The sequence below is a fragment of the Streptococcus sp. FDAARGOS_522 genome (assembly GCF_003812445.1).
GTDB classification, from domain to species: domain Bacteria; phylum Bacillota; class Bacilli; order Lactobacillales; family Streptococcaceae; genus Streptococcus; species Streptococcus agalactiae.
In genome coordinates this window covers 1544368-1569167 of record NZ_CP033808.1, presented here as the reverse complement: position 1 = coordinate 1569167, position 24800 = coordinate 1544368, and the positions used below count along the sequence as shown (strand labels likewise).

General features: G+C 34.2%; 22 protein-coding genes and 3 tRNA genes. 15 read left to right on the top strand and 10 right to left on the bottom strand.

Going from position 1 to position 24800, the window contains the following annotated elements:
- Together yaaA and recF are read left to right on the top strand one after the other, a co-directional pair.
- Positions 1–354, top strand: coding sequence for a S4 domain-containing protein YaaA (gene yaaA, locus EGX70_RS08200; protein ID WP_000384869.1), 354 nt, complete (start codon positions 1–3; stop codon positions 352–354).
- Between the two features lie 2 nt (positions 355–356).
- The gene (gene recF / locus EGX70_RS08195) at positions 357–1466 is read left to right on the top strand and encodes a DNA replication/repair protein RecF (RefSeq protein WP_000264870.1); all 1110 of its coding nucleotides are present in this window, start codon (positions 357–359) and stop codon (positions 1464–1466) included.
- 11 nt (positions 1467–1477) lie between these two features.
- On the opposite strand, the gene EGX70_RS08190 is transcribed toward recF, so the two are convergent.
- The 5 genes from EGX70_RS08190 to EGX70_RS08170 all read right to left on the bottom strand — a co-directional run bounded on the left by EGX70_RS08190 (position 1478) and on the right by EGX70_RS08170 (position 5950).
- On the bottom strand, positions 1478–2344 hold the full coding sequence (locus tag EGX70_RS08190; RefSeq protein WP_000398683.1) for a GRP family sugar transporter: 867 nt from the start codon (positions 2342–2344) through the stop codon (positions 1478–1480).
- Between the two features lie 55 nt (positions 2345–2399).
- Entirely contained in the window at positions 2400–3062 is a 663-nt protein-coding gene (locus EGX70_RS08185; RefSeq protein ID WP_001868421.1) for a helix-turn-helix transcriptional regulator, read from the bottom strand.
- A 74-nt stretch (positions 3063–3136) separates the two neighbouring features.
- A complete protein-coding gene (gene guaB / locus EGX70_RS08180) occupies positions 3137–4618 on the bottom strand; it encodes an IMP dehydrogenase (protein ID WP_000073440.1) in 1482 nt (493 codons plus the stop codon).
- 156 nt (positions 4619–4774) lie between these two features.
- Positions 4775–5260, bottom strand: a complete 486-nt coding sequence (locus EGX70_RS08175) for an arginine repressor (protein WP_001034427.1) — start codon at positions 5258–5260, stop codon at positions 4775–4777.
- Between the two features lie 9 nt (positions 5261–5269).
- Complete coding sequence (locus EGX70_RS08170; RefSeq protein ID WP_000628848.1) at positions 5270–5950, bottom strand: Crp/Fnr family transcriptional regulator; 681 nt, start codon at positions 5948–5950, stop codon at positions 5270–5272.
- Between the two features lie 207 nt (positions 5951–6157).
- Here EGX70_RS08170 and EGX70_RS08165 point away from each other — a divergent pair, with 207 nt between their 5' ends.
- From EGX70_RS08165 to arcC, 6 genes are all read left to right on the top strand, one after another.
- On the top strand, positions 6158–6862 hold the full coding sequence (locus EGX70_RS08165) for a B3/4 domain-containing protein (RefSeq protein WP_000159980.1): 705 nt from the start codon (positions 6158–6160) through the stop codon (positions 6860–6862).
- 266 nt (positions 6863–7128) lie between these two features.
- The gene (gene arcA, locus EGX70_RS08160) at positions 7129–8361 is read left to right on the top strand and encodes an arginine deiminase (RefSeq protein WP_000194844.1); all 1233 of its coding nucleotides are present in this window, start codon (positions 7129–7131) and stop codon (positions 8359–8361) included.
- A 5-nt stretch (positions 8362–8366) separates the two neighbouring features.
- The gene (locus EGX70_RS08155) at positions 8367–8798 is read left to right on the top strand and encodes a GNAT family N-acetyltransferase (protein ID WP_000772113.1); all 432 of its coding nucleotides are present in this window, start codon (positions 8367–8369) and stop codon (positions 8796–8798) included.
- Between the two features lie 15 nt (positions 8799–8813).
- A complete protein-coding gene (argF, locus tag EGX70_RS08150; protein WP_000195399.1) occupies positions 8814–9827 on the top strand; it encodes an ornithine carbamoyltransferase in 1014 nt (337 codons plus the stop codon).
- A gap of 62 nt (positions 9828–9889) precedes the next feature.
- Positions 9890–11317, top strand: coding sequence for an arginine-ornithine antiporter (gene arcD / locus EGX70_RS08145; RefSeq protein WP_000410015.1), 1428 nt, complete (start codon positions 9890–9892; stop codon positions 11315–11317).
- Between the two features lie 20 nt (positions 11318–11337).
- Positions 11338–12294, top strand: coding sequence for a carbamate kinase (arcC, locus tag EGX70_RS08140; protein ID WP_000237847.1), 957 nt, complete (start codon positions 11338–11340; stop codon positions 12292–12294).
- Between the two features lie 119 nt (positions 12295–12413).
- Here the strand turns inward: arcC and trpS are convergent, their stop codons facing one another.
- Positions 12414–13439, bottom strand: coding sequence for a tryptophan--tRNA ligase (gene trpS, locus EGX70_RS08135; RefSeq protein ID WP_000165475.1), 1026 nt, complete (start codon positions 13437–13439; stop codon positions 12414–12416).
- 107 nt (positions 13440–13546) lie between these two features.
- Positions 13547–14239: a YoaK family protein gene (locus EGX70_RS08130; protein ID WP_001250494.1), complete on the bottom strand. Its 693-nt coding sequence runs from the start codon at positions 14237–14239 to the stop codon at positions 13547–13549.
- A gap of 243 nt (positions 14240–14482) precedes the next feature.
- On the opposite strand from EGX70_RS08130, the gene EGX70_RS08125 reads away from it, so the two are divergent.
- From EGX70_RS08125 to EGX70_RS08115, 3 genes are all read left to right on the top strand, one after another.
- Positions 14483–15355 carry a YitT family protein gene (locus EGX70_RS08125; RefSeq protein ID WP_000037681.1) on the top strand — a complete coding sequence of 291 codons (873 nt, stop codon included), beginning with the start codon at positions 14483–14485 and terminating at the stop codon, positions 15353–15355.
- A gap of 65 nt (positions 15356–15420) precedes the next feature.
- The gene (locus tag EGX70_RS08120) at positions 15421–17040 is read left to right on the top strand and encodes an ABC-F family ATP-binding cassette domain-containing protein (RefSeq protein ID WP_123948065.1); all 1620 of its coding nucleotides are present in this window, start codon (positions 15421–15423) and stop codon (positions 17038–17040) included.
- 122 nt (positions 17041–17162) lie between these two features.
- The gene (locus EGX70_RS08115) at positions 17163–19742 is read left to right on the top strand and encodes a YfhO family protein (RefSeq protein ID WP_000154429.1); all 2580 of its coding nucleotides are present in this window, start codon (positions 17163–17165) and stop codon (positions 19740–19742) included.
- Between the two features lie 66 nt (positions 19743–19808).
- On the opposite strand, the gene EGX70_RS08110 is transcribed toward EGX70_RS08115, so the two are convergent.
- Positions 19809–19882 (bottom strand) — tRNA-Asn (locus tag EGX70_RS08110).
- Between the two features lie 29 nt (positions 19883–19911).
- Positions 19912–19983: transfer RNA gene (locus EGX70_RS08105), tRNA-Glu, on the bottom strand.
- 191 nt (positions 19984–20174) lie between these two features.
- On the opposite strand from EGX70_RS08105, the gene EGX70_RS08100 reads away from it, so the two are divergent.
- Positions 20175–20248: transfer RNA gene (locus EGX70_RS08100), tRNA-Arg, on the top strand.
- A gap of 72 nt (positions 20249–20320) precedes the next feature.
- Here EGX70_RS08100 and rlmH read toward each other — a convergent pair.
- Positions 20321–20800 carry a 23S rRNA (pseudouridine(1915)-N(3))-methyltransferase RlmH gene (gene rlmH, locus EGX70_RS08095; RefSeq protein WP_000768333.1) on the bottom strand — a complete coding sequence of 160 codons (480 nt, stop codon included), beginning with the start codon at positions 20798–20800 and terminating at the stop codon, positions 20321–20323.
- A 200-nt stretch (positions 20801–21000) separates the two neighbouring features.
- On the opposite strand from rlmH, the gene EGX70_RS08090 reads away from it, so the two are divergent.
- The 3 genes from EGX70_RS08090 (at position 21001) to dnaA (ending at position 24671) form a co-directional block, all read left to right on the top strand.
- A complete protein-coding gene (locus EGX70_RS08090; RefSeq protein ID WP_000728357.1) occupies positions 21001–22230 on the top strand; it encodes a S1C family serine protease in 1230 nt (409 codons plus the stop codon).
- 97 nt (positions 22231–22327) lie between these two features.
- Positions 22328–23101, top strand: coding sequence for a ParB/RepB/Spo0J family partition protein (locus EGX70_RS08085; RefSeq protein ID WP_000456084.1), 774 nt, complete (start codon positions 22328–22330; stop codon positions 23099–23101).
- Between the two features lie 208 nt (positions 23102–23309).
- Positions 23310–24671, top strand: a complete 1362-nt coding sequence (gene dnaA, locus EGX70_RS08080) for a chromosomal replication initiator protein DnaA (RefSeq protein WP_123948149.1) — start codon at positions 23310–23312, stop codon at positions 24669–24671.
- Positions 24672–24800 lie beyond the last annotated feature (129 nt).

The following is a 24800-nucleotide window of genomic DNA, read 5'->3' as shown; positions in this document are numbered from 1 at the left end:
ATGGATTATAAATTATTTGATGAATATATTACTTTACAATCACTTCTAAAAGAGATTGGTATCATTCAAAGTGGCGGAGCCATTAAAAAATTTTTAGCGGATAATCAAGTATTGTTTAACGGTGACCTTGAAAATAGGCGTGGAAAGAAACTCCGCCTGGGGGATATTATTACTATTCCTGATCAAAATGTCGAGATCATTATAAGGAAGCCATCAGATCAAGAAATTGAAGAACGTAATGTAGAAATAGCTGAAAAACAGCGTGTTTCAGCAATCGTTAAAGAAATGAATAAAAACACCAACAAAGATAAATCAAAAACTAGCAAAAAACCAGTTCGCTTTCCAGGGACATAAAAATGTGGATAAAAAATATTTCTTTAAAACATTATCGTAATTATGAAGAAGCACAAGTAGATTTTTCACCCAACCTCAATATTTTCATTGGCCGCAATGCTCAAGGAAAGACAAATTTTTTAGAAGCAATCTACTTCTTGGCTTTGACTCGAAGTCATCGTACCCGTTCTGATAAAGAACTTGTACATTTTAAACACCATGATGTACAAATTACAGGTGAGGTAATCCGCAAAAGCGGCCATCTTAGCTTAGATATTCAATTATCTGAAAAAGGAAGAATCACTAAGGTTAACCATCTTAAACAGGCAAAATTATCTGATTATATTGGGGCTATGACTGTCGTACTTTTTGCCCCTGAAGATCTTCAATTAGTTAAAGGTGCACCTAGCCTAAGACGGAAATTTTTAGATATAGATATTGGACAAATTAAGCCAACGTACTTAGCTGAACTTTCAAATTACAATCATGTATTAAAACAAAGAAACACTTATCTAAAAACTACTAATAACGTCGACAAAACTTTTTTATCAGTCCTTGATGAACAATTAGCTGATTATGGAAGTCGTGTCATTGAACACCGTTTTGATTTTATCCAAGCCCTAAATGATGAAGCGGACAAGCATCACTACATTATCAGTACTGAGTTAGAACATTTATCTATTCACTACAAATCGTCAATAGAGTTTACAGATAAGTCAAGTATTAGGGAACATTTTTTAAACCAATTATCTAAAAGCCACTCAAGAGACATCTTTAAGAAAAACACAAGCATCGGACCTCATCGTGATGATATTACTTTCTTTATTAATGATATCAATGCTACTTTTGGTAGCCAAGGGCAACAAAGAAGCCTTATTTTATCATTGAAATTAGCAGAAATTGAGCTAATAAAAACCGTTACCAACGATTATCCGATTCTCTTACTTGACGACGTCATGAGTGAACTTGACAACCATCGTCAACTAAAACTCTTAGAGGGAATCAAAGAGAATGTTCAAACATTTATTACTACAACAAGTTTAGAGCATTTAAGTGCTTTACCTGATCAACTCAAAATCTTTAATGTTAGTGATGGTACTATTAGTATTAATGAAAAAAAAGCAACAGATTAATCTGTTGCTTTTTAATAAGATTTAACAATACCAAGTAATATAGCACCCATAACAAAACAAAGGATACCCATGACAACCCATTTCTGCTCTTTCTTCGTTTTTGTCTCACCTAAAAATAAAATACCACCAATAATAGAGATAATTACTCCAAGTTGAGAAAAACTAAAAGCAATTGCTAGCCCTGCTTTAGCTGCTGCCAATAACATGAAGACATTACCAACGCCCCACATGAGACCTGTAATCATATTTTTAACAACAACAGCCTCAAAGTTAACACGAAACTTCATGAAACAAATTGCACCTAGACACATTCCAACAGCCATGGGTAAAATAACGGCCATAGCGTCGAACTTCATAATGTTATTAAATAAAACTGCGTATGAGATGTAACCTACAGTTGAATAAGCAATTGTAGCAAATCCTTTTGAAAACTCTTGATGTGTTGCCAAAGCTTGTTCTGAGACATCACGTTTACTTGAGAAATAGAAGCCGATAACTAATAATGTCAACGCTGTCAATCCTAAAATAAATTGGATTGGCTTAGTCCATTCATGAAAGACTAAAGCACCAACTAGGCTTCCACCTACTAATTGTGCACCACTTGACAGTGGATTAGCAACAGAGACTCCCATATATTTCATTGCTTGAAATTGACCATTTTGGCCGACTGACCATAGGATACCACCTAAGATACCAAAAATCCACAATGAGGCAGTCATCTCTGGCTGTTTAAATAACCATACGATAATCGCAAATAGCAATGCTCCTAAAGTCATTCCAAATGTTTGTTGATTTGGACGGCCTCCAATTTTATTACTAACAAATCCAATACTTCCCCACGCAAACATGGGAATCAATGCAATAAGTAAACCTTCCAATTCTTTCTCCTTACAATGGAATATTAAGTATTACCTATTTTCAATCCTAGAGAATCTATTGACTAACTTTATTAGCAAAATCAGCAAATACTATAGCTTTATCAACACTATCTTTTTCCAAAGCTATAATGACTTGTTTTATCAATAAATTGACCAGTGATTTAGAATAAGGTAACTGTTCTTTAGTCATATTACTAATCTTATTTAAAATAACATCTTTAGGTAAAATATCTTGAAAATAGCAGATGACTTTGAAATAAAAATCATTGTACTGTGTCACACCATTCAGATAAGTAACTACCAGGTTAATCTCATCTTGAGGCAGCCTCATATTTAACCCTAAATTTGAAATAAAAAGTTTAGCCAATATTTTGAGAACATTGCTTTCTATTCTATCACAGGATTGTTGTTTTTGGAAACTGAAAATTCTCATGATATCTTCATTATCTCGATAAGATTCCAGTAAAGTTAATTGCTCTAAATCAGTATTAGAAGTTCCAGCCTTAACTTTTGAATCTAGAATGGATACTTCATTGATAGTTACCCTAACCTCCAACGTTTGTAAAGCTTTAATAAATTTATCAATACCTATTTGTGTCTCACCATTTTCAAAACGTGATAGAGTTGATTTTGATAATTGAGCACTTTTGGCTAGAGAACTTAGGGATATACCTTTGTCTTCTCTCAACTCTTTTAAAATTTTTCCATAATTTTTCATACAAAAACTTTACTATATTTGTTTCTTTTATGCAACAAAAAGCATCCTCATAGGGGATGCTTTTTGTCCTTATTTTAGTGTACTGAATAATTTGGTGCCTCATTTGTAATTTGAACATCATGGGGATGGCTTTCTTTCAAACCAGCTCCTGACATTTCAACAAATTGAGCATTATCATGAAGTTCTTTTATGTTCGCTGCACCTACATATCCCATACCAGAACGAATGCCACCAAGCATTTGGAAAACAATATCGGCTACTGAACCTTTGTATGCTACACGACCTTCAATACCTTCTGGAACCAATTTGTTAGCCTCGTTTACAGAACCTTGGAAATAACGATCGCTTGAACCTTTTTTCATTGCTGCAATTGAGCCCATACCACGGTATGTCTTGAACTTACGCCCTTGGAAAATTTCTGTTTCTCCTGGCGCTTCATCTGTTCCTGCAAACATTGAACCTAGCATAACTGCATTTCCACCTGCTGCAAGTGCTTTTACAATATCACCTGAATATTTAATACCACCATCAGCAATGATAGTCTTACCGTACTCACGCGCAACAGCCGCTGCATCGTAAATAGCTGTAATCTGAGGAACACCTACCCCAGCAACGACACGAGTCGTACAAATTGAACCTGGACCAATACCAACTTTAACGACATCCACACCTGCATCATAAAGTGCACGCGCTCCTTCTGCTGTAGCAATATTTCCCGCAATCAATGTGCGATTAGGGAAGTGAGCACGAATTTCAGCAATTTTACGGAGCACACCAGCTGAATGTCCATGTGCTGTATCAATGACAATAGCATCTGCACCTGCTTCAAACAAAGCTTCTGCACGTTCAAAAGTATCAGAGGTTACACCTACTGCACCAGCAACTAAGAGACGTCCAAATTCATCTTTTGCTGCCTTCGGAAATTCAATAACTTTTTCGATATCCTTAATAGTAATAAGTCCTGAAAGACGTCCCTCATCATCTACTAAAGGTAGCTTTTCAATACGATGCTCATGAAGAATACGCTCTGCAGTTTCAAGATCTGTACCAATAGGAGCTGTTACAAGATTTTGACTTGTCATGTGCTCTGAGATTAGTTGTTTATAATCAGAAATGAAACGCATATCACGGTTAGTAATAATTCCAACTAATTTACGATTCTCGAGTGTCTCTACAATAGGAACTCCACTAATGCGATAGTTTTGCATCAATTCCTCAGCTTCAGAGACAGTATTATCTGGTGTCAAGAAGAATGGGTCAATAATAACACCATTTTCTGAGCGTTTAACTTTACGAACTTCTTCTGCTTGATCAACTATTGACATATTTTTATGAATGATACCAAGCCCACCAGCACGCGCAATAGCAATAGCCATCTTACTATCTGTAACTGTATCCATTGCAGCTGTAATGATTGGAATGTTTAATGTCAAATTATCAGCCAACTTTGTCTTCATATCAACTTCATTTGGTAAAACATGGCTTTCAGCAGGAATAAGCAGAACATCATCAAAAGTAAAACCTTTTTTCAAAAACTTAGTATCCCAATTTGACATCAAAAAATCCTCTTTTCTTAGATAGTAGATATAAAAAATCCCATTAAAATTATATTGTTACTATCATATCACGCTAAAATCATTTGTCAATATAAAAAGAGCATAGAATTAATAGCTTCTAGCTCTTTAAAGTAATGAAAAAATCTTCTTAATTTTCTATTTTTTTGAGAAGAAGAAAGGCGGCGTATACTGACTTAATTTCTCAAAACACTTTTGAGCTTCTTCACTATTATTACAAATAATCAAACAAGTATCATCACCACAGACAGTTGCTAAGATCTCAGGTAATAAAATCGAATCTAATATGGAGCCAAAAGATTGAGCTAAGCCAGGTAGTGTCTTCAAAACGATTTGGTTTTGAACTGGAAACAGCATGACTAGGGCATCTTCCATGTAAAAACGTAACCGTTCTTCCCAACGCTTCTGAGATATACTATGAATCTCATAATAAGTTTCTGTAGCATTATCACTGCTTTCGTTAACCTTAATTAAATTAAGTTCCTTCATATCTCGAGATAATGTTGCTTGCGTCACTGAAACGCCATTTTTTTCTAGTAATTCCCTTAACTCATGTTGTGTACGCACCTTAGTCTCAGAGACTAAGGAACGAATTAATTGGTGTCTTGTTTCTTTTTTATTCATATAAACTCCTTATTCAATGAATTTCTTGAAATAATTTTTATTATTATAGAGAAGCTTCTTTCCTTTCATTTCAACGATATCTTTTTGGCGTAATTCCTTTAAAACATGACTAACTGTCTCGCGAGTAGTTCCGCTCATATTGGCAATTTCAATCGTTGTAATAGGAAAAGGTAAATGTCCCCTTTCTGTAGGAACTTGCAAAAGTAGAGTTGCAAGCGATTGGATAACTCTCATACTGGCACTTGAAGTCACCATATTACGAAGTCGTATTTCATGAACTCGTAATAGCTTAGAATATTTCCGACAAAGATGCTTCATTTGATTGATATTTTGAAGAGAGTATTCTTCGTATAAAGCCATTGGCAGAGAAAAATACTCAATATCCGTAATAGCCACTGCTGAAAAATGGTAATCATCATCCAAAAAGAGACCTCCATAAGGAAAAACCGTATCTTGTCTAACATAATCTGTATAAATAAAAGAACCAGAAGCGTCTGATTGTTCAATTTTTACATGTCCTGACTGGATTAAAAACAGTTTTTCACGGTAATCACCTTCAAAAAATAAGGTATGATTTTTTAGAGCTGTACGATGTTTAATGTGGCTCACAATATGGTCAAATTGTTCAATAGTAAAGTGTTTAAAATCATCTAGTTGTCTGAAATAAAAATATTGTTCTTTTGTAATCACCTGATTTTCTAGACCTTTCTAATCATTAGATGCGAACATTTTTTGTATAATGAAAATTTTTTAATGTATAAAATTTTCTTGTCACGATAAATCCTCCTTCATTATAGCAAAAAAATTCGTAGAAAGAATGTTTTTCGTTGAATTTTGAAAACGCTTTTGAGAAAATGTAATTGTTCTGATATCTTTTAAAAAAATTGAGAGGCCTTCATGACTAAATTTATTGTTGATTCATCGTACTGGAATTTGTTTCCAACTTCTAAAATTGGAGTAATCTTAATCAAAGATTATCACATGGACAGGAACCTTGAAACAGAACTTAAACAGTTACTGTCTGATAGTCATTCTTTAGCAAAAAAATATTTGCAAGAGAAAGAATTCAGTCAAAACAGAGTTATTCAAACTTATCGTAAAGCATATCAAACCTTTAAAACTAAAAAAGGTGCACGTTCAAGTATCGAAGCATTATTGAAGCGAGTTAATTCAGGAAACGAAATTACTAGTATAAATCCTCTAGTTGATATCTATAATGCCGCTAGCCTTAGGTTTGGATTACCTATTGGTGCTGAGGATAGTGATACATTTAGAGGTGATTTAAAACTAACTATTACCAATGGTGGTGATGAATTTTACTTGATTGGCGAAGATTTTAACAGACCAACTCTTTCAGGTGAGCTTGCCTATGTTGATGATGTTGGAGCAGTTTGCCGCTGTTTTAATTGGCGTGATGGAAAACGTACTATGATTACCGATAATACTCAGAACGCTTTTTTAGTTATCGAATTAATTGATAATGGAAGAGAAATTATTTTTAAAGAAGCGTTGGACTTTATCGCCACCAATACAAATCGTTTTCTAAAAGCTAAAACACAGACCATCATATTAGATAAAGAACACAGTGAAATAACGCTATAACATTAAAACGAAAAGTAAAAATTTTACTTTTCGTTATTTTTTTAGGTTAATAATTTCTCACTTTCCAACGATAAAAGAAAGAAATTGCATAGAAATCGCTTTCATTTCTATAAATTTAAATTTTTTTGGATATAATCGTGACATTCTTAACACTTTTAATGCGAATAACTTCCCTATTTTATATTCAAAAGAAAGTAGAATGTAAATGTAGATATAGAGATAAATCCTGTTTCAATACAAATCTCTAACTAAGAAAGGAGTAAAATATGACTCAAACACATCCAATTCATGTTTTCTCAGAAATTGGAAAACTTAAAAAAGTTATGCTACACCGTCCAGGTAAAGAAATAGAAAATCTGATGCCTGATTATTTAGAGAGACTCTTGTTTGATGATATCCCATTTTTGGAAGATGCACAAAAAGAACACGATGCGTTTGCACAAGCACTTCGCAACGAAGGAGTCGAAGTACTTTACCTTGAAAATCTTGCTGCCGAGTCGTTAACAAACCAAGGAATTCGTGAACAGTTTATCGATGAGTACATTGGCGAAGCAAATGTTCGCGGTCGTGCTACTAAAAAAGCTATTCGAGAATTATTACTCAATATCAAAGATAATAAAGAACTTATCGAAAAAACTATGGCAGGTATCCAAAAGTCTGAGCTACCTGAAATCCCATCTTCTGAAAAAGGTCTAACTGATCTTGTCGAATCTAATTATCCATTTGCCATAGATCCGATGCCAAATCTTTACTTTACACGTGATCCATTTGCAACTATTGGGAATGGAGTTTCATTAAATCATATGTTCTCTGAAACACGTAATCGCGAAACTTTATACGGTAAATATATCTTTACACATCACCCAGAGTACGGTGGAAAAGTCCCTATGGTCTATGAACGTGAAGAAACAACTCGTATTGAAGGTGGAGATGAGCTTGTCCTTTCTAAAGATGTCCTTGCCGTTGGTATCTCTCAACGTACTGATGCTGCCTCTATTGAAAAACTCTTAGTCAATATTTTTAAACAAAATTTAGGTTTTAAAAAGGTTTTAGCATTTGAATTTGCAAATAATCGTAAATTTATGCACCTTGACACAGTCTTTACAATGGTTGACTATGACAAGTTTACAATTCACCCAGAAATTGAAGGCGATCTTCGCGTTTACTCTGTAACTTACGAAAACCAAGATCTTCATATTGAAGAAGAAAAAGGTGATTTGGCAGATCTTCTAGCGAAAAACCTAGGAGTTGAGAAAGTGGAATTGATTCGTTGTGGGGGTGACAACTTAGTCGCTGCTGGACGTGAACAATGGAATGATGGTTCAAATACATTAACTATAGCACCAGGTGTCGTTGTCGTTTACAACAGAAATACAATCACAAATGCAATCTTAGAGTCCAAAGGATTGAAATTAATTAAGATTAATGGAAGTGAATTAGTTCGTGGGCGTGGTGGACCACGCTGCATGTCAATGCCATTTGAACGTGAAGACCTTTAAAATTTATGAAGCTATTAGTCAATCACTTGCCTTACCAAAGAGCTGCAAGCCTATATATTCGCTTTTCTGTTTTCGTTATCGAAAGAAATATAAAAATGGAAGAAGAATTCGATGATAATGACGAGCAAGATACTATTTATGCTGTTCTTTATGATGGGAAACAGCCAGTTTCAACAGGACGCTTTCTTCCTGAAACTCAAACAGAAGCTCGTTTGACTCGAATTGCGACTTTAAAAGGTTATCGTGGTAACGGCTATGGTACCAAAATTATTATAGCACTAGAAAATTATGCAAAAGAAAATGGTTATCACTATCTAACTATACATGCTGAATTGACAGCAAAAGATTTCTACCAGACACTTGGGTATCAAGCTACTGGGGATATTTATATGGAAGACGGGGAAGCCTGTCAAACACTCGAAAAATATTTAATTTAAAGGAGACATTAACATATGACACAAGTATTTCAAGGACGTAGTTTCTTAGCAGAAAAAGATTTTTCTCGTGAGGAATTTGAATATCTTATTGATTTTTCAGCTCATTTAAAAGACCTTAAAAAACGTGGTGTTCCTCATCATTATCTTGAAGGTAAAAATATTGCTCTCTTATTTGAAAAAACATCTACTCGTACTCGCGCAGCCTTTACAACTGCAGCAATTGACCTAGGCGCTCATCCGGAATACCTTGGTGCAAATGATATTCAACTTGGTAAAAAAGAATCAACAGAAGATACTGCTAAGGTTTTAGGACGTATGTTTGATGGTATTGAATTCCGTGGTTTTAGCCAAAGAATGGTTGAAGAGCTTGCTGAATTTTCTGGAGTACCTGTCTGGAATGGTTTAACAGATGAATGGCATCCAACACAAATGCTAGCTGACTACCTTACTATCAAAGAAAACTTCGGTAAACTTGAAGGTATTACTCTTGTTTACTGTGGTGACGGACGTAACAACGTTGCCAACTCACTTTTAGTGGCTGGGACTTTGATGGGAGTCAATGTACACATCTTTTCTCCAAAAGAACTTTTCCCTGCTGAAGAGATTGTTAAATTGGCTGAAGGATATGCCAAAGAGTCTGGGGCTCACGTTCTCGTTACTGATAATGTAGACGAAGCTGTAAAGGGAGCAGACGTCTTTTACACTGATGTCTGGGTATCGATGGGAGAAGAAGATAAGTTCAAAGAACGCGTTGAACTTCTTCAACCATATCAAGTAAACATGGATCTGATTAAAAAAGCTAATAATGATAATCTTATCTTCTTACACTGCTTACCTGCGTTCCATGATACAAATACCGTTTATGGCAAAGACGTCGCTGAAAAATTTGGAGTCAAGGAAATGGAAGTTACTGATGAAGTCTTCCGTAGCAAATATGCCCGTCATTTCGACCAAGCTGAAAATCGTATGCACACTATTAAAGCTGTAATGGCTGCAACCCTTGGAAATCTTTTCATTCCAAAAGTTTAAATTAAACGACTATAGGGAGTTGACATATAGTCAATTCCCTATTTTAGGAAATGAGGTATAAAATGGAAAAAGAAAAAAAATTAGGTCTTTTACCACTAACAATGCTTGTCATTGGCTCTCTTATCGGTGGCGGAATCTTTGATTTAATGCAAAATATGAGTTCCAGAGCCGGTTTGGTACCAATGCTTATTGCTTGGGTAATTACTGCTATCGGGATGGGGACTTTCGTTTTAAGTTTTCAAAATTTATCTGAAAAAAGGCCGGACCTAACAGCTGGAATCTTTAGTTACGCTAAAGAGGGGTTTGGAAACTTTATGGGATTTAACTCTGCATGGGGTTATTGGTTATCAGCTTGGCTTGGAAATGTTGCCTACGCTGCACTCTTATTCAGTTCACTCGGTTATTTCTTTAAATTCTTTGGTAATGGAAATAATATCATTTCAATTATTGGAGCAAGTATAGTTATTTGGGTTGTCCATTTCTTAATTTTAAGAGGTGTTAATACAGCTGCATTTATTAATACCATAGTTACCTTTGCAAAATTAGTACCTGTTATTATTTTCTTAATTTCAGCGTTATTAGCTTTCAAATTTAACATTTTTAGTCTTGATATCTGGGGAAATGGATTACATCAATCAATTTTCAACCAAGTCAATTCAACTATGAAAACCGCTGTTTGGGTATTTATTGGTATTGAGGGCGCCGTTGTCTTCTCAGGTCGTGCTAAAAAACACTCTGATATTGGTAAAGCAAGTATCCTAGCATTATTCACTATGATTTCACTTTATGTATTGATTTCTGTTTTATCACTTGGTATCATGTCACGTCCAGAACTTGCAAACTTAAAAACACCAGCTATGGCTTACGTTCTAGAAAAGGCTGTTGGTCACTGGGGCGCTATCTTAGTTAACCTTGGTGTTATCATTTCAGTATTTGGCGCTATTCTTGCTTGGACTTTATTTGCAGCAGAATTACCATATCAAGCTGCTAAAGAAGGTGCTTTTCCTAAATTCTTTGCAAAAGAAAATAAAAACAAAGCTCCAATCAACTCACTCTTAGTCACTAATCTTTGTGTACAAGCATTCTTAATCACGTTCTTATTCACACAAAGTGCTTATCGTTTTGGTTTCGCATTAGCATCATCTGCTATCTTAATTCCTTATGCTTTTACAGCACTATATCAATTACAATTCACACTCCGTGAGGATAAGTCAACTCCAGGACATCAAAAGAATTTAATTATCGGTATCCTCGCTACAATCTATGCTGTTTACCTTATCTACGCTGGTGGTTTTGATTACTTACTTTTGACAATGATTGCTTACACTCTAGGTATGATTCTCTATATTAAAATGAGAAAAGATGACAAGCTTCCTATCTTTGTGGGATATGAAAAAATTAGTGCCATTGTCATTCTAGCGCTTTGCTTACTATGTATTATTGAAATTATGACTGGACAAATTGACATTGCTGCAATCCTAGCAGGTTAGTCATTAGAAAGAGGGATAAATTGGTAAAAGAACATCAAAAAATCGTAGTTGCCTTAGGTGGTAACGCTATTCTATCAACAGATGCTTCAGCAAAAGCACAACAAGAAGCATTAATCAACACATCAAAATCACTGGTCAAACTGATTAAAGAAGGCCATGATGTCATTGTTACTCATGGAAATGGTCCCCAAGTTGGTAACTTATTGCTACAGCAAGCAGCTGCAGATTCTGAAAAAAATCCAGCAATGCCTTTGGATACTTGTGTTGCCATGACAGAAGGAAGTATTGGTTTTTGGTTACAAAATGCTCTTAACAATGAATTACAAGAACAAGGCATTGACAAAGAGGTTGCAACAGTGGTAACTCAAGTTATTGTTGATGAAAAAGATCAAGCTTTCACTAATCCAACAAAACCTATTGGCCCATTCTTATCTGAAGAAGATGCCAAGAAACAAGCCCAAGAAACAGGTTCAAAATTTAAAGAAGATGCTGGTCGTGGATGGCGTAAAGTCGTTCCTTCACCAAAACCGGTTGGTATCAAAGAAGCTTCTGTTATTAGACGGTTAGTGGACTCTGGTGTGGTTGTTATTAGCGCAGGTGGCGGAGGTGTACCAGTTATTGAAGATGCTAATACAAAGGCATTAAAAGGGGTTGAAGCTGTTATTGACAAAGACTTTGCCAGTCAAACTTTATCAGAACTTGTTGATGCTGACTTATTCATCGTCTTAACTGGCGTTGACAACGTTTTTGTTAATTTTAATAAACCTAATCAAGAAAAATTAGAAGAAGTTACTGTTTCACAAATGAAACAATATATCACTGAAAATCAATTTGCCCCTGGCAGTATGCTACCAAAGGTAGAAGCTGCGATTGCTTTTGTTGAAAATAAACCAGAAGCGCGTGCTATCATTACTTCACTTGAAAATATTGATAATGTCTTAGCAGAAAATGCAGGGACACAAATTGTTGCAAATTAAACAATGTAGATTACCATTACATACACTCCTTATTAATAACAAAGTAATGTCACTCCTTAGGCATTCCTATAATAAAAGAGAGCTAGATATATCTAGCTCTCTTTTATTATAGGAATATATTATTTAAAATAGTTCAAACCCATGGCTGATTTAACCTCATCCAAAGTAGAGGCTGCAACAGCTTGAGCTTTCTCACTACCTTTTTGTAACATTTGATAAACTTGTCCCATATCTTTAGCATATTCGAGGCGACGTTCTCTAATAGGTGATAATTCACGCTCTAAGATATCAAGTAGATAACGTTTTGTTTTAACATCTCCAAGTCCACCTTTTTGATAGTGTTCTTTCATAGCAGTAATCTCTTTTTGGTCTTCATCTCTTCCAAAAACATCAAGGTAATGAAATACCATATTACCTTCGATTTGTCCTGGTTCTTCTACTTTAATATGGTTTGGATCAGTATACATACTCATAACTTTTTTCTTAACTGTATCCATATCATCTGCTAAAAAGATTCCATTATTTAATGACTTAGACATTTTTGCATTACCATCTAACCCTGGCAGACGACCTGCTGCATCATTTTCTGGATAGATTCCTTCTGGTTCAACTAAAACCTGACAATTATAAGCATGATTGAAAGATCTAACTATTTCACGTGTTTGTTCAATCATTGGTTTTTGGTCAGTCCCTACAGGAACAAGGTTAGCTTTAAAAGCGGTTATATCAGCTGCTTGTGCAACAGGATAAACTAAGAATCCTGCTGGAATAGACTCACCAAAACCTTTTTGAGCAATTTCTGTTTTTACAGTTGGATTACGTTCCAAACGTGCAAGTGAAACCAAGTTCATATAATACATACTTAATTCTGCTAACTCAGGAATTTGACTTTGAATGAATAAAGTCGACTTGTTTGGATCTAGCCCAACAGCTAAATAATCAAGTGCAACATTACCAATTGATTCAACAATAGTTTGCGGATCTTTAGCATGGTCTGTCAATGCTTGTTGGTCTGCTAAAAAGACAAATAAAGTATAGCTACCCTCATTTTGAAGTAGAACTCTATTTTTTAAGCTACCTACATAATGTCCAATATGCAACTTTCCTGTCGGTCTATCACCTGTTAAGATAATTGGTTTCGTCATGTTTACTCCTTAATATACCAAAGATATCATTTCATATAGTTATCTTATCATGTCACAAGCCCTATTGCAATTCATCTCTACAAGAAACATTCACCTTATTAAGATGATTAAACATTATGTAACGTTAAATCGTTCTTAATAATTTCAATCGTATAATGAATCATAATAATTAAAAGCGTTATCGTCACACCTAAAATAGCTCTATATGCAAAGATATCGTAAACTATTGCAGCTACCAATGCTCCAACAATAAATGCTAGAACTACCAGTGAATAATTGATAGCTCGTCTTTTTTGCATAGCCGTTCTCTGACGATTAACAATATACTCATACCAAAATTGTAGCATTTTTCGATAATTACCAGAAGTCATTAAGATAGTATATGGTTCAGATTCAATGCGACTTCCTGAAAATGTCAACATTAAAATACCTGTGCTAAAGGCTAATAAAGCTACCCAGATATTGTGGTTTACATTTTCAACAAAAGGAATAAACATAGTAGACAGTAAAAGGGGACATAATGCATATAGACGCCAAAAAGCTGTTACTGCACGTTCTTTAATCACAATACCAACCAAAAAACCAATTGAAAAAAAGAAAATAGAAAATAATTTAGTGATAAAAAAGTGAAAATCATTTTGTCCGAGATTTGCCACCATCAAGATAATATTACCTGTCTGTGTTGCAACAAGGGAGTGAAACTGCATGTGACTATAAACGTCAATAAAACCACCAATAAAACCCAATAATACAGCCATTTTTCTTCCATCTTGTGGCATTATAATATCATCTCTGCGCATTATAGCAAATTCTCCTTCTTGTATTATCATGTTTTCTATTATATACCAATAAAATCGGCATTCAACTTAAAAATATCGAGAAATTTCTTTTCTAAATTTACTTGACTACCAAGTCTCGCTGTTAGATAATAGGTAATAATAAGTTTTGATAAAATAAAAATGTTATGACTGAGTTGTCAATATTATTTATTGACAGCTTTCTCTTTTTATCATGTTATTATTACTAAAGTTAAGGAGCTTATCATGTCTAAAAAAATTAAGAATTTTATACTATTAAATATTGGATCTCTAATTGTTGCATTTGGTTTCAACGCTTTCTTCCTTCATAATCATATTGTCACGGGGGGGATTAGTGGTTTGGCAGTTAGTTTTCATGAAGTATTTGGTTGGGATTCTGCTTTTTTTATTATGATTATCAATATTCCATTGCTCCTTCTTTGCTACTTTGGCTTAGGTAAACAAACCTTTTTAAAAACTGTCTATGGTTCTTGGATTTTTCCTGTTTTTATTAAGTTAACACAAAGTGTACCAACTTTGACCCACAACCCACTCCTCGCAGCACTTTTTGGAGGTGTTATTGTAGGATGTGGTTTGGGGATTGTTTTTTGGAGTGACTCTTCAACTGGTGGAACGGGGATTATCATTCAATTCTTAGGAAAATATACTCCTATAAGCCTTGGACAAGGGGTTATATTGATTGATGGACTTGTTACAATTGTTGGTTTCCTAGCTTTTGACAGTGATACGGTTATGTTTTCTATTATTGGGTTGATAACTATTAGTTATATTATTAATGCTATCCAAACTGGTTTTACAACCTTAAGCACTGTCTTAATCGTTTCTCAAGAGCACCAAAAAATTAAGACATATATCAATACTGTCGCAGATAGAGGAGTAACAGAAATTCCCGTTAAAGGGGGATATTCTGGAACTAATCAAATCATGCTTATGACCACTATTGCTGGTTATGAGTTTGCTAAATTACAAGAGGCAATAGCAGAAATTGACGAAACAGCCTTCATAACAGTAACTCCAACATCACAAGCTTCTGGACGTGGATTTAGTCTTCAAAAAAATCATGGACGTCTTGATGAAGACATTCTTATGCCAATGTAATCGATTGATAATTAAAGCTTTTTCTAGTAGAATAGCAGATAGAATATACACAAGAGGTAACAAAATTGCTTACAGTTTCAGATGTTTCACTACGTTTTAGTGATCGCAAATTATTTGATGAAGTTAACATTAACTTTACAGCAGGAAATACCTATGGTCTTATCGGAGCAAATGGCGCTGGTAAATCAACTTTCCTTAAAATTTTAGCTGGTGATATTGAACCAACAACAGGACATATTGCACTTGGCCCAGATGAACGCCTTTCTGTACTTCGCCAAAATCATTTTGATTATGAAGATGAGCGCGTCATTGATGTCGTTATCATGGGTAATGAAACACTTTATAGTATCATGAAAGAAAAGGATGCTATCTACATGAAAGAAGATTTTTCTGATGAAGATGGTGTTCGCGCTGCGGAATTAGAAGGAGAATTTGCTGAACTCGGTGGATGGGAGGCTGAAAGTGAGGCTTCTCAATTACTCCAAAATCTAAATATTTCAGAAGAGCTTCATTATCAAAATATGAGTGAACTAGCTAATGGAGACAAAGTTAAAGTTCTCCTTGCAAAAGCTCTCTTTGGTAAACCAGATGTACTTCTCCTTGACGAGCCTACCAATGGACTTGATATCCAGTCTATTACTTGGTTAGAAGATTTCTTGATTGACTTTGAAAATACAGTTATTGTAGTTTCCCACGACCGTCATTTCTTGAATAAAGTATGTACACATATGGCTGACCTTGATTTGGGAAAAATTAAACTGTTCGTCGGTAACTATGATTTCTGGAAAGAATCATCAGAATTAGCAGCTCGTTTACAAGCTGATCGTAATGCTAAAGCAGAAGAAAAAATTAAACAACTTCAAGAATTCGTTGCACGATTTTCAGCGAATGCTTCAAAATCAAAACAAGCAACTTCTCGTAAAAAAATGCTTGATAAAATTGAACTTGAAGAGATTGTACCATCAAGCCGTAAATACCCATTCGTTAACTTTAAAGCCGAACGCGAAATGGGAAATGATTTATTGACCGTTGAAAATCTCTCTGTCACTATTGATGGGGAAAAAATCCTTGATAATATCAGTTTCATTCTTCGTCCTGGTGATAAAACTGCACTTATTGGACAAAATGATATCCAAACTACTGCACTTATTCGAGCATTGATGGGGGATATCGAATATGAAGGAACAATCAAATGGGGAGTAACAACTAGTCGTTCTTACCTTCCAAAAGACAATTCACGAGACTTTGCTTCTGGCGAGTCAATCTTAGAATGGCTTCGTCAATTTGCTAGTAAAGAAGAAGACGATAATACCTTCTTACGTGGCTTCCTAGGTCGTATGCTTTTCTCTGGAGATGAGGTTAACAAATCTGTTAATGTCTTATCTGGGGGTGAAAAAGTACGCGTTATGCTTTCGAAATTAATGCTATTAAAATCTAATGTTCTTGTTCTTGATGATCCAACAAACCACTTAGATTTGGAATCTATTTCAAGTCTCAACGATGGACTAAAAGATTTCAAAGAATCTATTATTTTTGCAAGTCATGACCACGAGTTTATTCAAACTTTAGCGAACCATATTATTGTTCTTTCTAAAAACGGAGTTGTCGATCGTATCGATGAAACTTACGATGAATTTCTTGAAAATGCCGAAGTACAAGCTAAGGTCGCTCAACTCTGGAAATAATCCTTTGGCATATCTCTAACCTAATAAACGTGTCAAGATTGAAAATCTTAAAACTATATTAATCATTTAAATAAAAAGGTTGGAACAAATAGTGTCCAGCCTTTTTATCTTAGGAGATATATATGACAATTAACCACTATAAGCTTCGTATACCTTACTATACAATAAGCTTTCTACTCCCCTTCATAATCATAGTCTGCATCCTCTTTACTAAGAATATTTATTGGGGAAGTCCAACAACCATATTAGCAAGCGATGGCTTTCATCAATATGTTATCTTTAATCAAGCATTAAGAAATATTCTTCATGGTTCAAACAGCTTATTCTATACCTTTACAAGCGGTTTAGGTTTAAATTTTTATGCTCTGAGTAGTTACTATTTGGGAAGTTTTTTATCCCCAATAGTTTATTTCTTTAATCTAAAAAATATGCCTGATGCTATCTACCTTTTAACAATATGTAAAATAGGGTTGATAGGTTTGTCAATGTTTGTCACTCTTTGTAAACGTCATTGTAAAGTTAATCGTATCTTACTTTTAGTAATTTCTACTTGCTATAGCTTAATGAGTTTCTCAATTAGCCAAATTGAAATTAATATGTGGCTAGATGTATTTATTCTAATTCCCCTTGTTGTTTTAGGAGTTGATCAGCTACTATGGGAAAGAAAACCTATACTTTATTTCCTCTCTCTGACAGCCTTATTCATCCAAAACTATTATTTTGGTTTTATGACTGCCATCTTTACTAGCCTTTACTTCATCGTACAAATAACCCGTAATACTGATAGTACGGTTGCATTTAAACAATTTCTTCATTTTACCTTTTTATCTCTTTTAGCTGGTATGACTAGTAGCATTATGATTTTGCCAACTTATTTTGATTTAACTACTCATGGTGAAAAGTTGACAAAGGTATCGAAGATGTTTACAGAAAATTCTTGGTACATGGATTTGTTTGCTAAAAATATGATTGGAGCCTATGATACAACAAAATTTGGCTCTATTCCTATGATTTATGTAGGTTTACTTCCTTTACTCCTTTCTTTACTTTACTTTACAATAAAGGAAGTTCCTCGAAGGACTAGATTAGCATATGGATTTTTACTAATATTTGTTATTGCTAGTTTTTATATAACACCTCTAGATTTATTTTGGCAAGGGATGCATGCTCCAAATATGTTTCTCCATCGCTACTCTTGGGTACTTTCAGTACTTATCTGTCTGCTAGCTGCTGAATGCCTTGAGTATTTAGACAACATTTCTTGGAAAAAGATTTTAGGGGTCAATTTAATTTTAGTAAGTGGTTTCATAATCACGTTTTTATTTAAAAAGCATTATCATTACCTTAATCTTGAATTACTTCTTTTAACCTTAACTTTCCTCTCAGCTTATATTATTCTAACTATTAGTTTTGTCAGTAAGCAAATACCTAAACTAGTTTTTTATCCCTTTCTTATTGGTTTTGTTGTGTTAGAGATGACTTTAAACACTTTTTACCAACTAAATAGTCTTAACAATGAGTGGGTATTTCCATCTAGGCAAGGATATGCTAAATATAATCACAGCATTAGCAAACTTATCAGAAAGACTGAGAGAAATAGCTCTACATTCTTCCGTACAGAGCGCTGGTTAGGACAAACCGGCAACGACTCTATGAAATATAATTATAATGGTATTTCACAATTTTCATCTATTAGAAATCGTTCTTCCAGTCAAGTGCTTGATAGACTTGGCTTTAAATCAGATGGTACAAATTTAAATTTACGTTATCAAAATAATACTTTGATCGCAGATAGTCTATTTGGTGTAAAATATAACCTTACAGAATATCCTTTTGATAAATTTGGTTTTATCAGAAAAGCTCAAGATAAACAAACCATTCTTTACAAAAATCAGTTTGCCAGTCAATTAGCTATACTAACGAATCAAGTATATCAAGATAAACCATTTACTGTGAATACTTTGGATAATCAGACAACTCTTTTAAATCAATTAAGTGGTTTGAAAGAGACGTATTTTGAGCATCTTATTCCAAATAGCGTTTCTGGGCAAACCACTCTTAATAAACAAGTATTTGTTAAAAAGAATAAACAAGGGAATACTGAAATTACCTATAACATAACTATCCCTAAAAACAGTCAGTTATATGTTAGTATGCCGTTTATAAATTTTAATAATGAGGAAAATAAAATTGTTCAAATCTCCGTTAATAATGGACCATTTGTACCTAATACTCTTGATAATGCTTATTCATTTTTTAATATTGGTTCCTTTGCTGAAAACAGTCGTATCAAAGTAAAATTTCAATTTCCACACAATGATCAAGTTTCTTTCCCAATTCCTCACTTTTATGGGCTCAAGTTAGAAGCTTATCAAAAAGCTATGACTGTTATTAATAAACGAAAAGTAAAAGTAAGAACTGATCATAATAAAGTTATTGCTAATTATACAAGTCCTAATAGAAGTTCTCTTTTCTTCACTATTCCCTATGATAGGGGTTGGAAAGCTTATCAAAATAATAAAGAAATAAAAATTTTCAAAGCTCAGAAAGGTTTTATGAAAATAAATATTCCTAAAGGAAAAGGCAAAGTAACATTAATTTTTATCCCTTACGGCTTTAAATTTGGGGTAGGCCTATCTATTACTGGAATAGTATTATTTACTGTCTATTATTTTAAATTTGGAAAAAATAAAATAGGATGAGAGTATTCTCATCCTATTTTATTAACAAAAAACGCCGACAAATCAACGTTTAGATGTGTCTTATCACTCCGGCAGCAGGACTCGAACCTGCGACATCATGATTAACAGTCATGCGCTACTACCAACTGAGCTATGCCGGATAAATAAAAAACTGCAAAGCAGTTATCAATAGTCCGTACGGGATTCGAACCCGTGTTACCGCCGTGAAAAGGCGGTGTCTTAACCCCTTGACCAACGGACCATAGGTTAGGTGTTTCCTTAGTACTCTTAATATTATATCAGAAAAAAAAGGTTTGTCTATACTTTTGTTCAATAATTTTTACAAAAAAATTGAACCTACTTATGAGCAAAAAAATATATTTCCAACTCATAAATAGTACATATGAAAACTTGACAGCCTGCCTAATATTTTGGTAGAATAACAGAGTTGATGGTTCCATAGCTCAGCTGGATAGAGCATTCGCCTTCTAAGCGAACGGTCGCAGGTTCGAATCCTGCTGGAATCAGATAATGAAAGCCTAGATAGATTATCTAGGCTTTTTTATTTGTTTTTAGCAGTTGTTTCATAAATGGAACGATTATTTGTGGTAAGGAGTGCCTTGACGAATCATAAAAGCACGATAAATTTGTTCCATCAAGACTAATTTCATAAGTTGATGAGGTAATGTTAGCAGTCCAAAACTCATTAAATAATCAGCACGTTTTTTCACTTTTGGAGATAAGCCCAAACTACCACCAATAACAAAAGTAATAGTAGAGTAGCCGGATATCATTTTTTGATCGATTAGATGGCTAAATGATTCAGATGGCAATTGTTTCCCTTCTATAGCCAAACCAATGACATAATCCCTCTCACCTATTTTACTCAAAATACGTTCCCCTTCTATATCTAAAATTCTTTGATTTTCAGATATACTAGCTTTATCAGGCGTCTTTTCATCAGCTAGCTCAATTGTCTCAATTTTAGAAAAGCGATTCAGACGTTTCTGATACTCTGCAACACCTTCTTTAAGGTATTTCTCTTTCAATTTTCCAACTGTAATTATTTTTAATTTCATAGCTACATTATAACATAATCCACAATATTTTCACAATTTATCCACATGTTTATCCTTACATATCCCCTTATTTTATAGGCATTCTATAATTATAATCAAGGTTATCCACAAGTTGTGGATATTTCCTTTTTTTAGCTTTTAAGGTATAATTAAGAAGCTTGTCATAAGATTAGTATAAAAGTTTACGGAGGTAGCTATTTGTGAAAAAAAAATTAGTCTCATCACTTCTAAAGTGTTCTCTAATCATTATTGTTAGCTTTGCTGGTGGAGCATTTGCTAGTTTTGTCATGAATCATAATGACAATATTCCAAATGGTGGTGTCACTAAAACTAGTAAAGTAAATTATAATAACATAACGCCTACAACAAAAGCTGTTAAAAAGGTACAAAATAGTGTTGTTTCTGTTATCAATTATAAACAACAAGAGAGTCGTTCTGACCTATCAGACTTCTATAGTCATTTTTTTGGTAATCAGGGAGGCAACACTGATAAGGGCTTACAAGTTTACGGTGAAGGCTCTGGAGTCATCTATAAAAAAGATGGTAAAAATGCCTATGTTGTCACTAATAACCACGTCATTGATGGGGCTAAACAAATTGAAATTCAACTAGCCGATGGCTCAAAAGCAGTTGGGAAACTTGTTGGGTCAGATACCTACTCTGATTTAGCCGTCGTCAAAATTCCATCAGATAAAGTTTCAAATATTGCAGAATTTGCTGATTCATCAAAACTCAACATTGGTGAAACTGCTATAGCGATCGGAAGCCCTCTTGGAACTGAGTATGCAAATTCTGTAACTCAAGGTATTGTATCTAGTTTAAAAAGAACTGTAACAATGACTAATGAAGAAGGACAAACAGTTTCTACAAATGCTATCCAGACTGATGCTGCTATCAATCCTGGTAATTCAGGTGGAGCACTTATCAATATTGAAGGACAGGTTATTGGAATTAATTCTAGTAAAATTTCTTCTACATCAAATCAAACCTCAGGACAATCGTCAGGAAATAGCGTTGAAGGTATGGGATTTGCCATTCCTTCAAATGATGTTGTTAAGATTATCAATCAACTTGAGAGTAACGGACAAGTAGAGAGACCTGCTCTAGGTATTTCTATGGCTGGATTAAGTAATTTACCATCCGATGTTATTAGTAAACTGAAAATCCCAAGTAATGTTACTAATGGTATTGTAGTAGCATCTATCCAATCTGGCATGCCAGCTCAAGGCAAACTAAAGAAATACGATGTCATTACTAAAGTTGACGATAAAGAAGTAGCATCTCCAAGTGATTTACAAAGTTTACTCTATGGCCACCAGGTAGGAGATTCCATAACAGTAACCTTTTATCGTGGTGAAAATAAACAAACAGTCACTATAAAACTTACTAAAACTAGTAAAGATTTAGCTAAACAACGAGCAAATAACTAAATCAATTCTAGTTATTTTAACTAAGATATAGTAAAATTAAAGGGGTTGGTCAGATAGACCAATCCCTTTAGTAAGTCTATAGAATCTGAGGTCTAAAATGGAATATTTAGAAACGATCAACATCAATCATATTGCTCCAAATCCGTATCAACCTCGCCTAGAATTTAATACAAAAGAACTAGAAGAATTAGCCGACTCTATTAAAATTAATGGCCTTATTCAACCCATTATTGTAAGACCGTCAGCAGTCTTTGGTTACGAACTGGTAGCCGGAGAACGACGGCTAAGAGCCGCAAAGTTAGCTAAATTGGAAAGTATACCTGCAATTATAAAATCCTATAATAATGATGATAGTATGCAATTAGCTATTGTCGAAAATTTACAACGATCTAATTTGTCACCCATTGAAGAGGCTAAAGCCTACTCTCAACTTCTACAAAAGAAAAGTATGACACATGAAGAGTTAGCAAAATATATGGGAAAATCTCGTCCCTATATATCAAATACGATACGACTACTAAATTTACCGCCACTAATTACTTCAGCTATTGAAGAAGGAAAACTTTCCTCTGGTCATGCGCGTGCACTACTCAGTCTACCAGATGCTAGTCAACAGAAAGATTGGTATCAGAGAATCCTCACTGAAGATATTAGTGTAAGACGACTAGAGAAGTTATTAAAACAAGAAAAGAAAACAAATCATAAGTCACTTCAAAATAAAGATGTCTTTCTAAAACATCAAGAAAATGAGTTAGCTCAATTTCTTGGTAGCAAAGTGAAACTTACTATTAATAAAGATGGTGCTGGCAATATAAAGATTGCTTTCGCTAACCAAGAAGAATTAAACAGAATTATCAACACTCTAAAATAAGGGTGTTGATTATTTTTTTATTTAATCAAACTTATCCACAAGGTATTTTGCTATTTTTCTGTTGATTCTCTAAGCTTTTCTAATTTCCACAGACTGTGGAAAACTTTAATTAACATTGTTGATTTTATTCTTCAACATCTGTGGAAAACTTTATTTTTTTATGGTACAATATAACAATAATTATCCACAAGACAATAAGGAAGAAGCTATGACGGAAAACGAACAACTATTTTGGAATAGAGTACTAGAGCTATCTCGTTCTCAAATAGCACCAGCAGCTTATGAATTTTTTGTTCTAGAGGCTAGACTCCTCAAAATTGAACATCAAACTGCAGTTATTACTTTAGATAACATTGAAATGAAAAAGCTATTCTGGGAACAAAATTTGGGGCCTGTTATCCTAACAGCTGGTTTTGAAATTTTCAATGCTGAAATTACAGCTAACTATGTCTCAAACGATTTACATTTACAAGAAACTAGTTTTTCTAACTACCAGCAATCTAGCAATGAAGTAAATACTTTACCAATTAGAAAAATCGACTCTAATCTTAAAGAGAAATATACTTTTGCTAATTTTGTTCAAGGAGATGAAAATAGATGGGCTGTTTCAGCATCAATTGCTGTAGCTGATAGTCCTGGCACGACTTATAATCCTCTATTTATCTGGGGGGGACCTGGTCTAGGAAAGACGCATCTACTAAATGCTATTGGAAATCAAGTCTTAAGAGATAATCCAAACGCGAGGGTTTTATACATCACTGCTGAGAATTTTATTAATGAATTCGTCAGTCATATTCGTTTAGATTCGATGGAAGAATTAAAAGAAAAGTTTCGCAACTTGGACTTACTCCTGATTGATGATATTCAGTCGCTTGCTAAGAAAACCTTAGGGGGGACCCAAGAGGAGTTCTTCAATACTTTCAATGCTTTACATACAAACGATAAACAAATCGTATTGACCAGTGACCGAAATCCAAATCAATTAAATGATCTAGAAGAACGTCTAGTCACGCGCTTTAGTTGGGGACTCCCAGTAAATATCACACCACCTGATTTTGAAACACGAGTTGCTATTTTAACCAATAAAATTCAAGAATATCCTTATGATTTTCCTCAAGATACCATTGAATACTTAGCAGGAGAATTTGATTCCAACGTACGTGAATTAGAAGGAGCCTTGAAAAATATTAGTCTAGTTGCTGACTTTAAGCATGCTAAAACTATTACAGTAGATATAGCTGCAGAAGCTATCAGAGCACGTAAAAATGACGGTCCTATTGTTACTGTCATTCCTATAGAAGAAATTCAAATACAGGTTGGTAAATTCTATGGCGTAACTGTAAAAGAGATAAAAGCAACTAAAAGAACACAAGATATTGTCCTTGCAAGACAGGTAGCCATGTACTTAGCTCGTGAGATGACAGATAACAGTCTCCCCAAAATAGGTAAAGAATTTGGGGGACGAGATCACTCAACTGTTCTCCACGCTTATAATAAATTAAAAAATATGGTTGCTCAAGATGACAACTTACGAATTGAGATAGAAACTATCAAAAATAAAATCAGGTAGCCTTTGTGGATAAGTATCAGAAAAATACGAGACTTTTCCACAGGTTGTGAACAAGTTATTTTCCTTATGAATACTAAAGTTATAATACTTATTCACAACTTTAACAGGACCTACTATTACTACTAAATT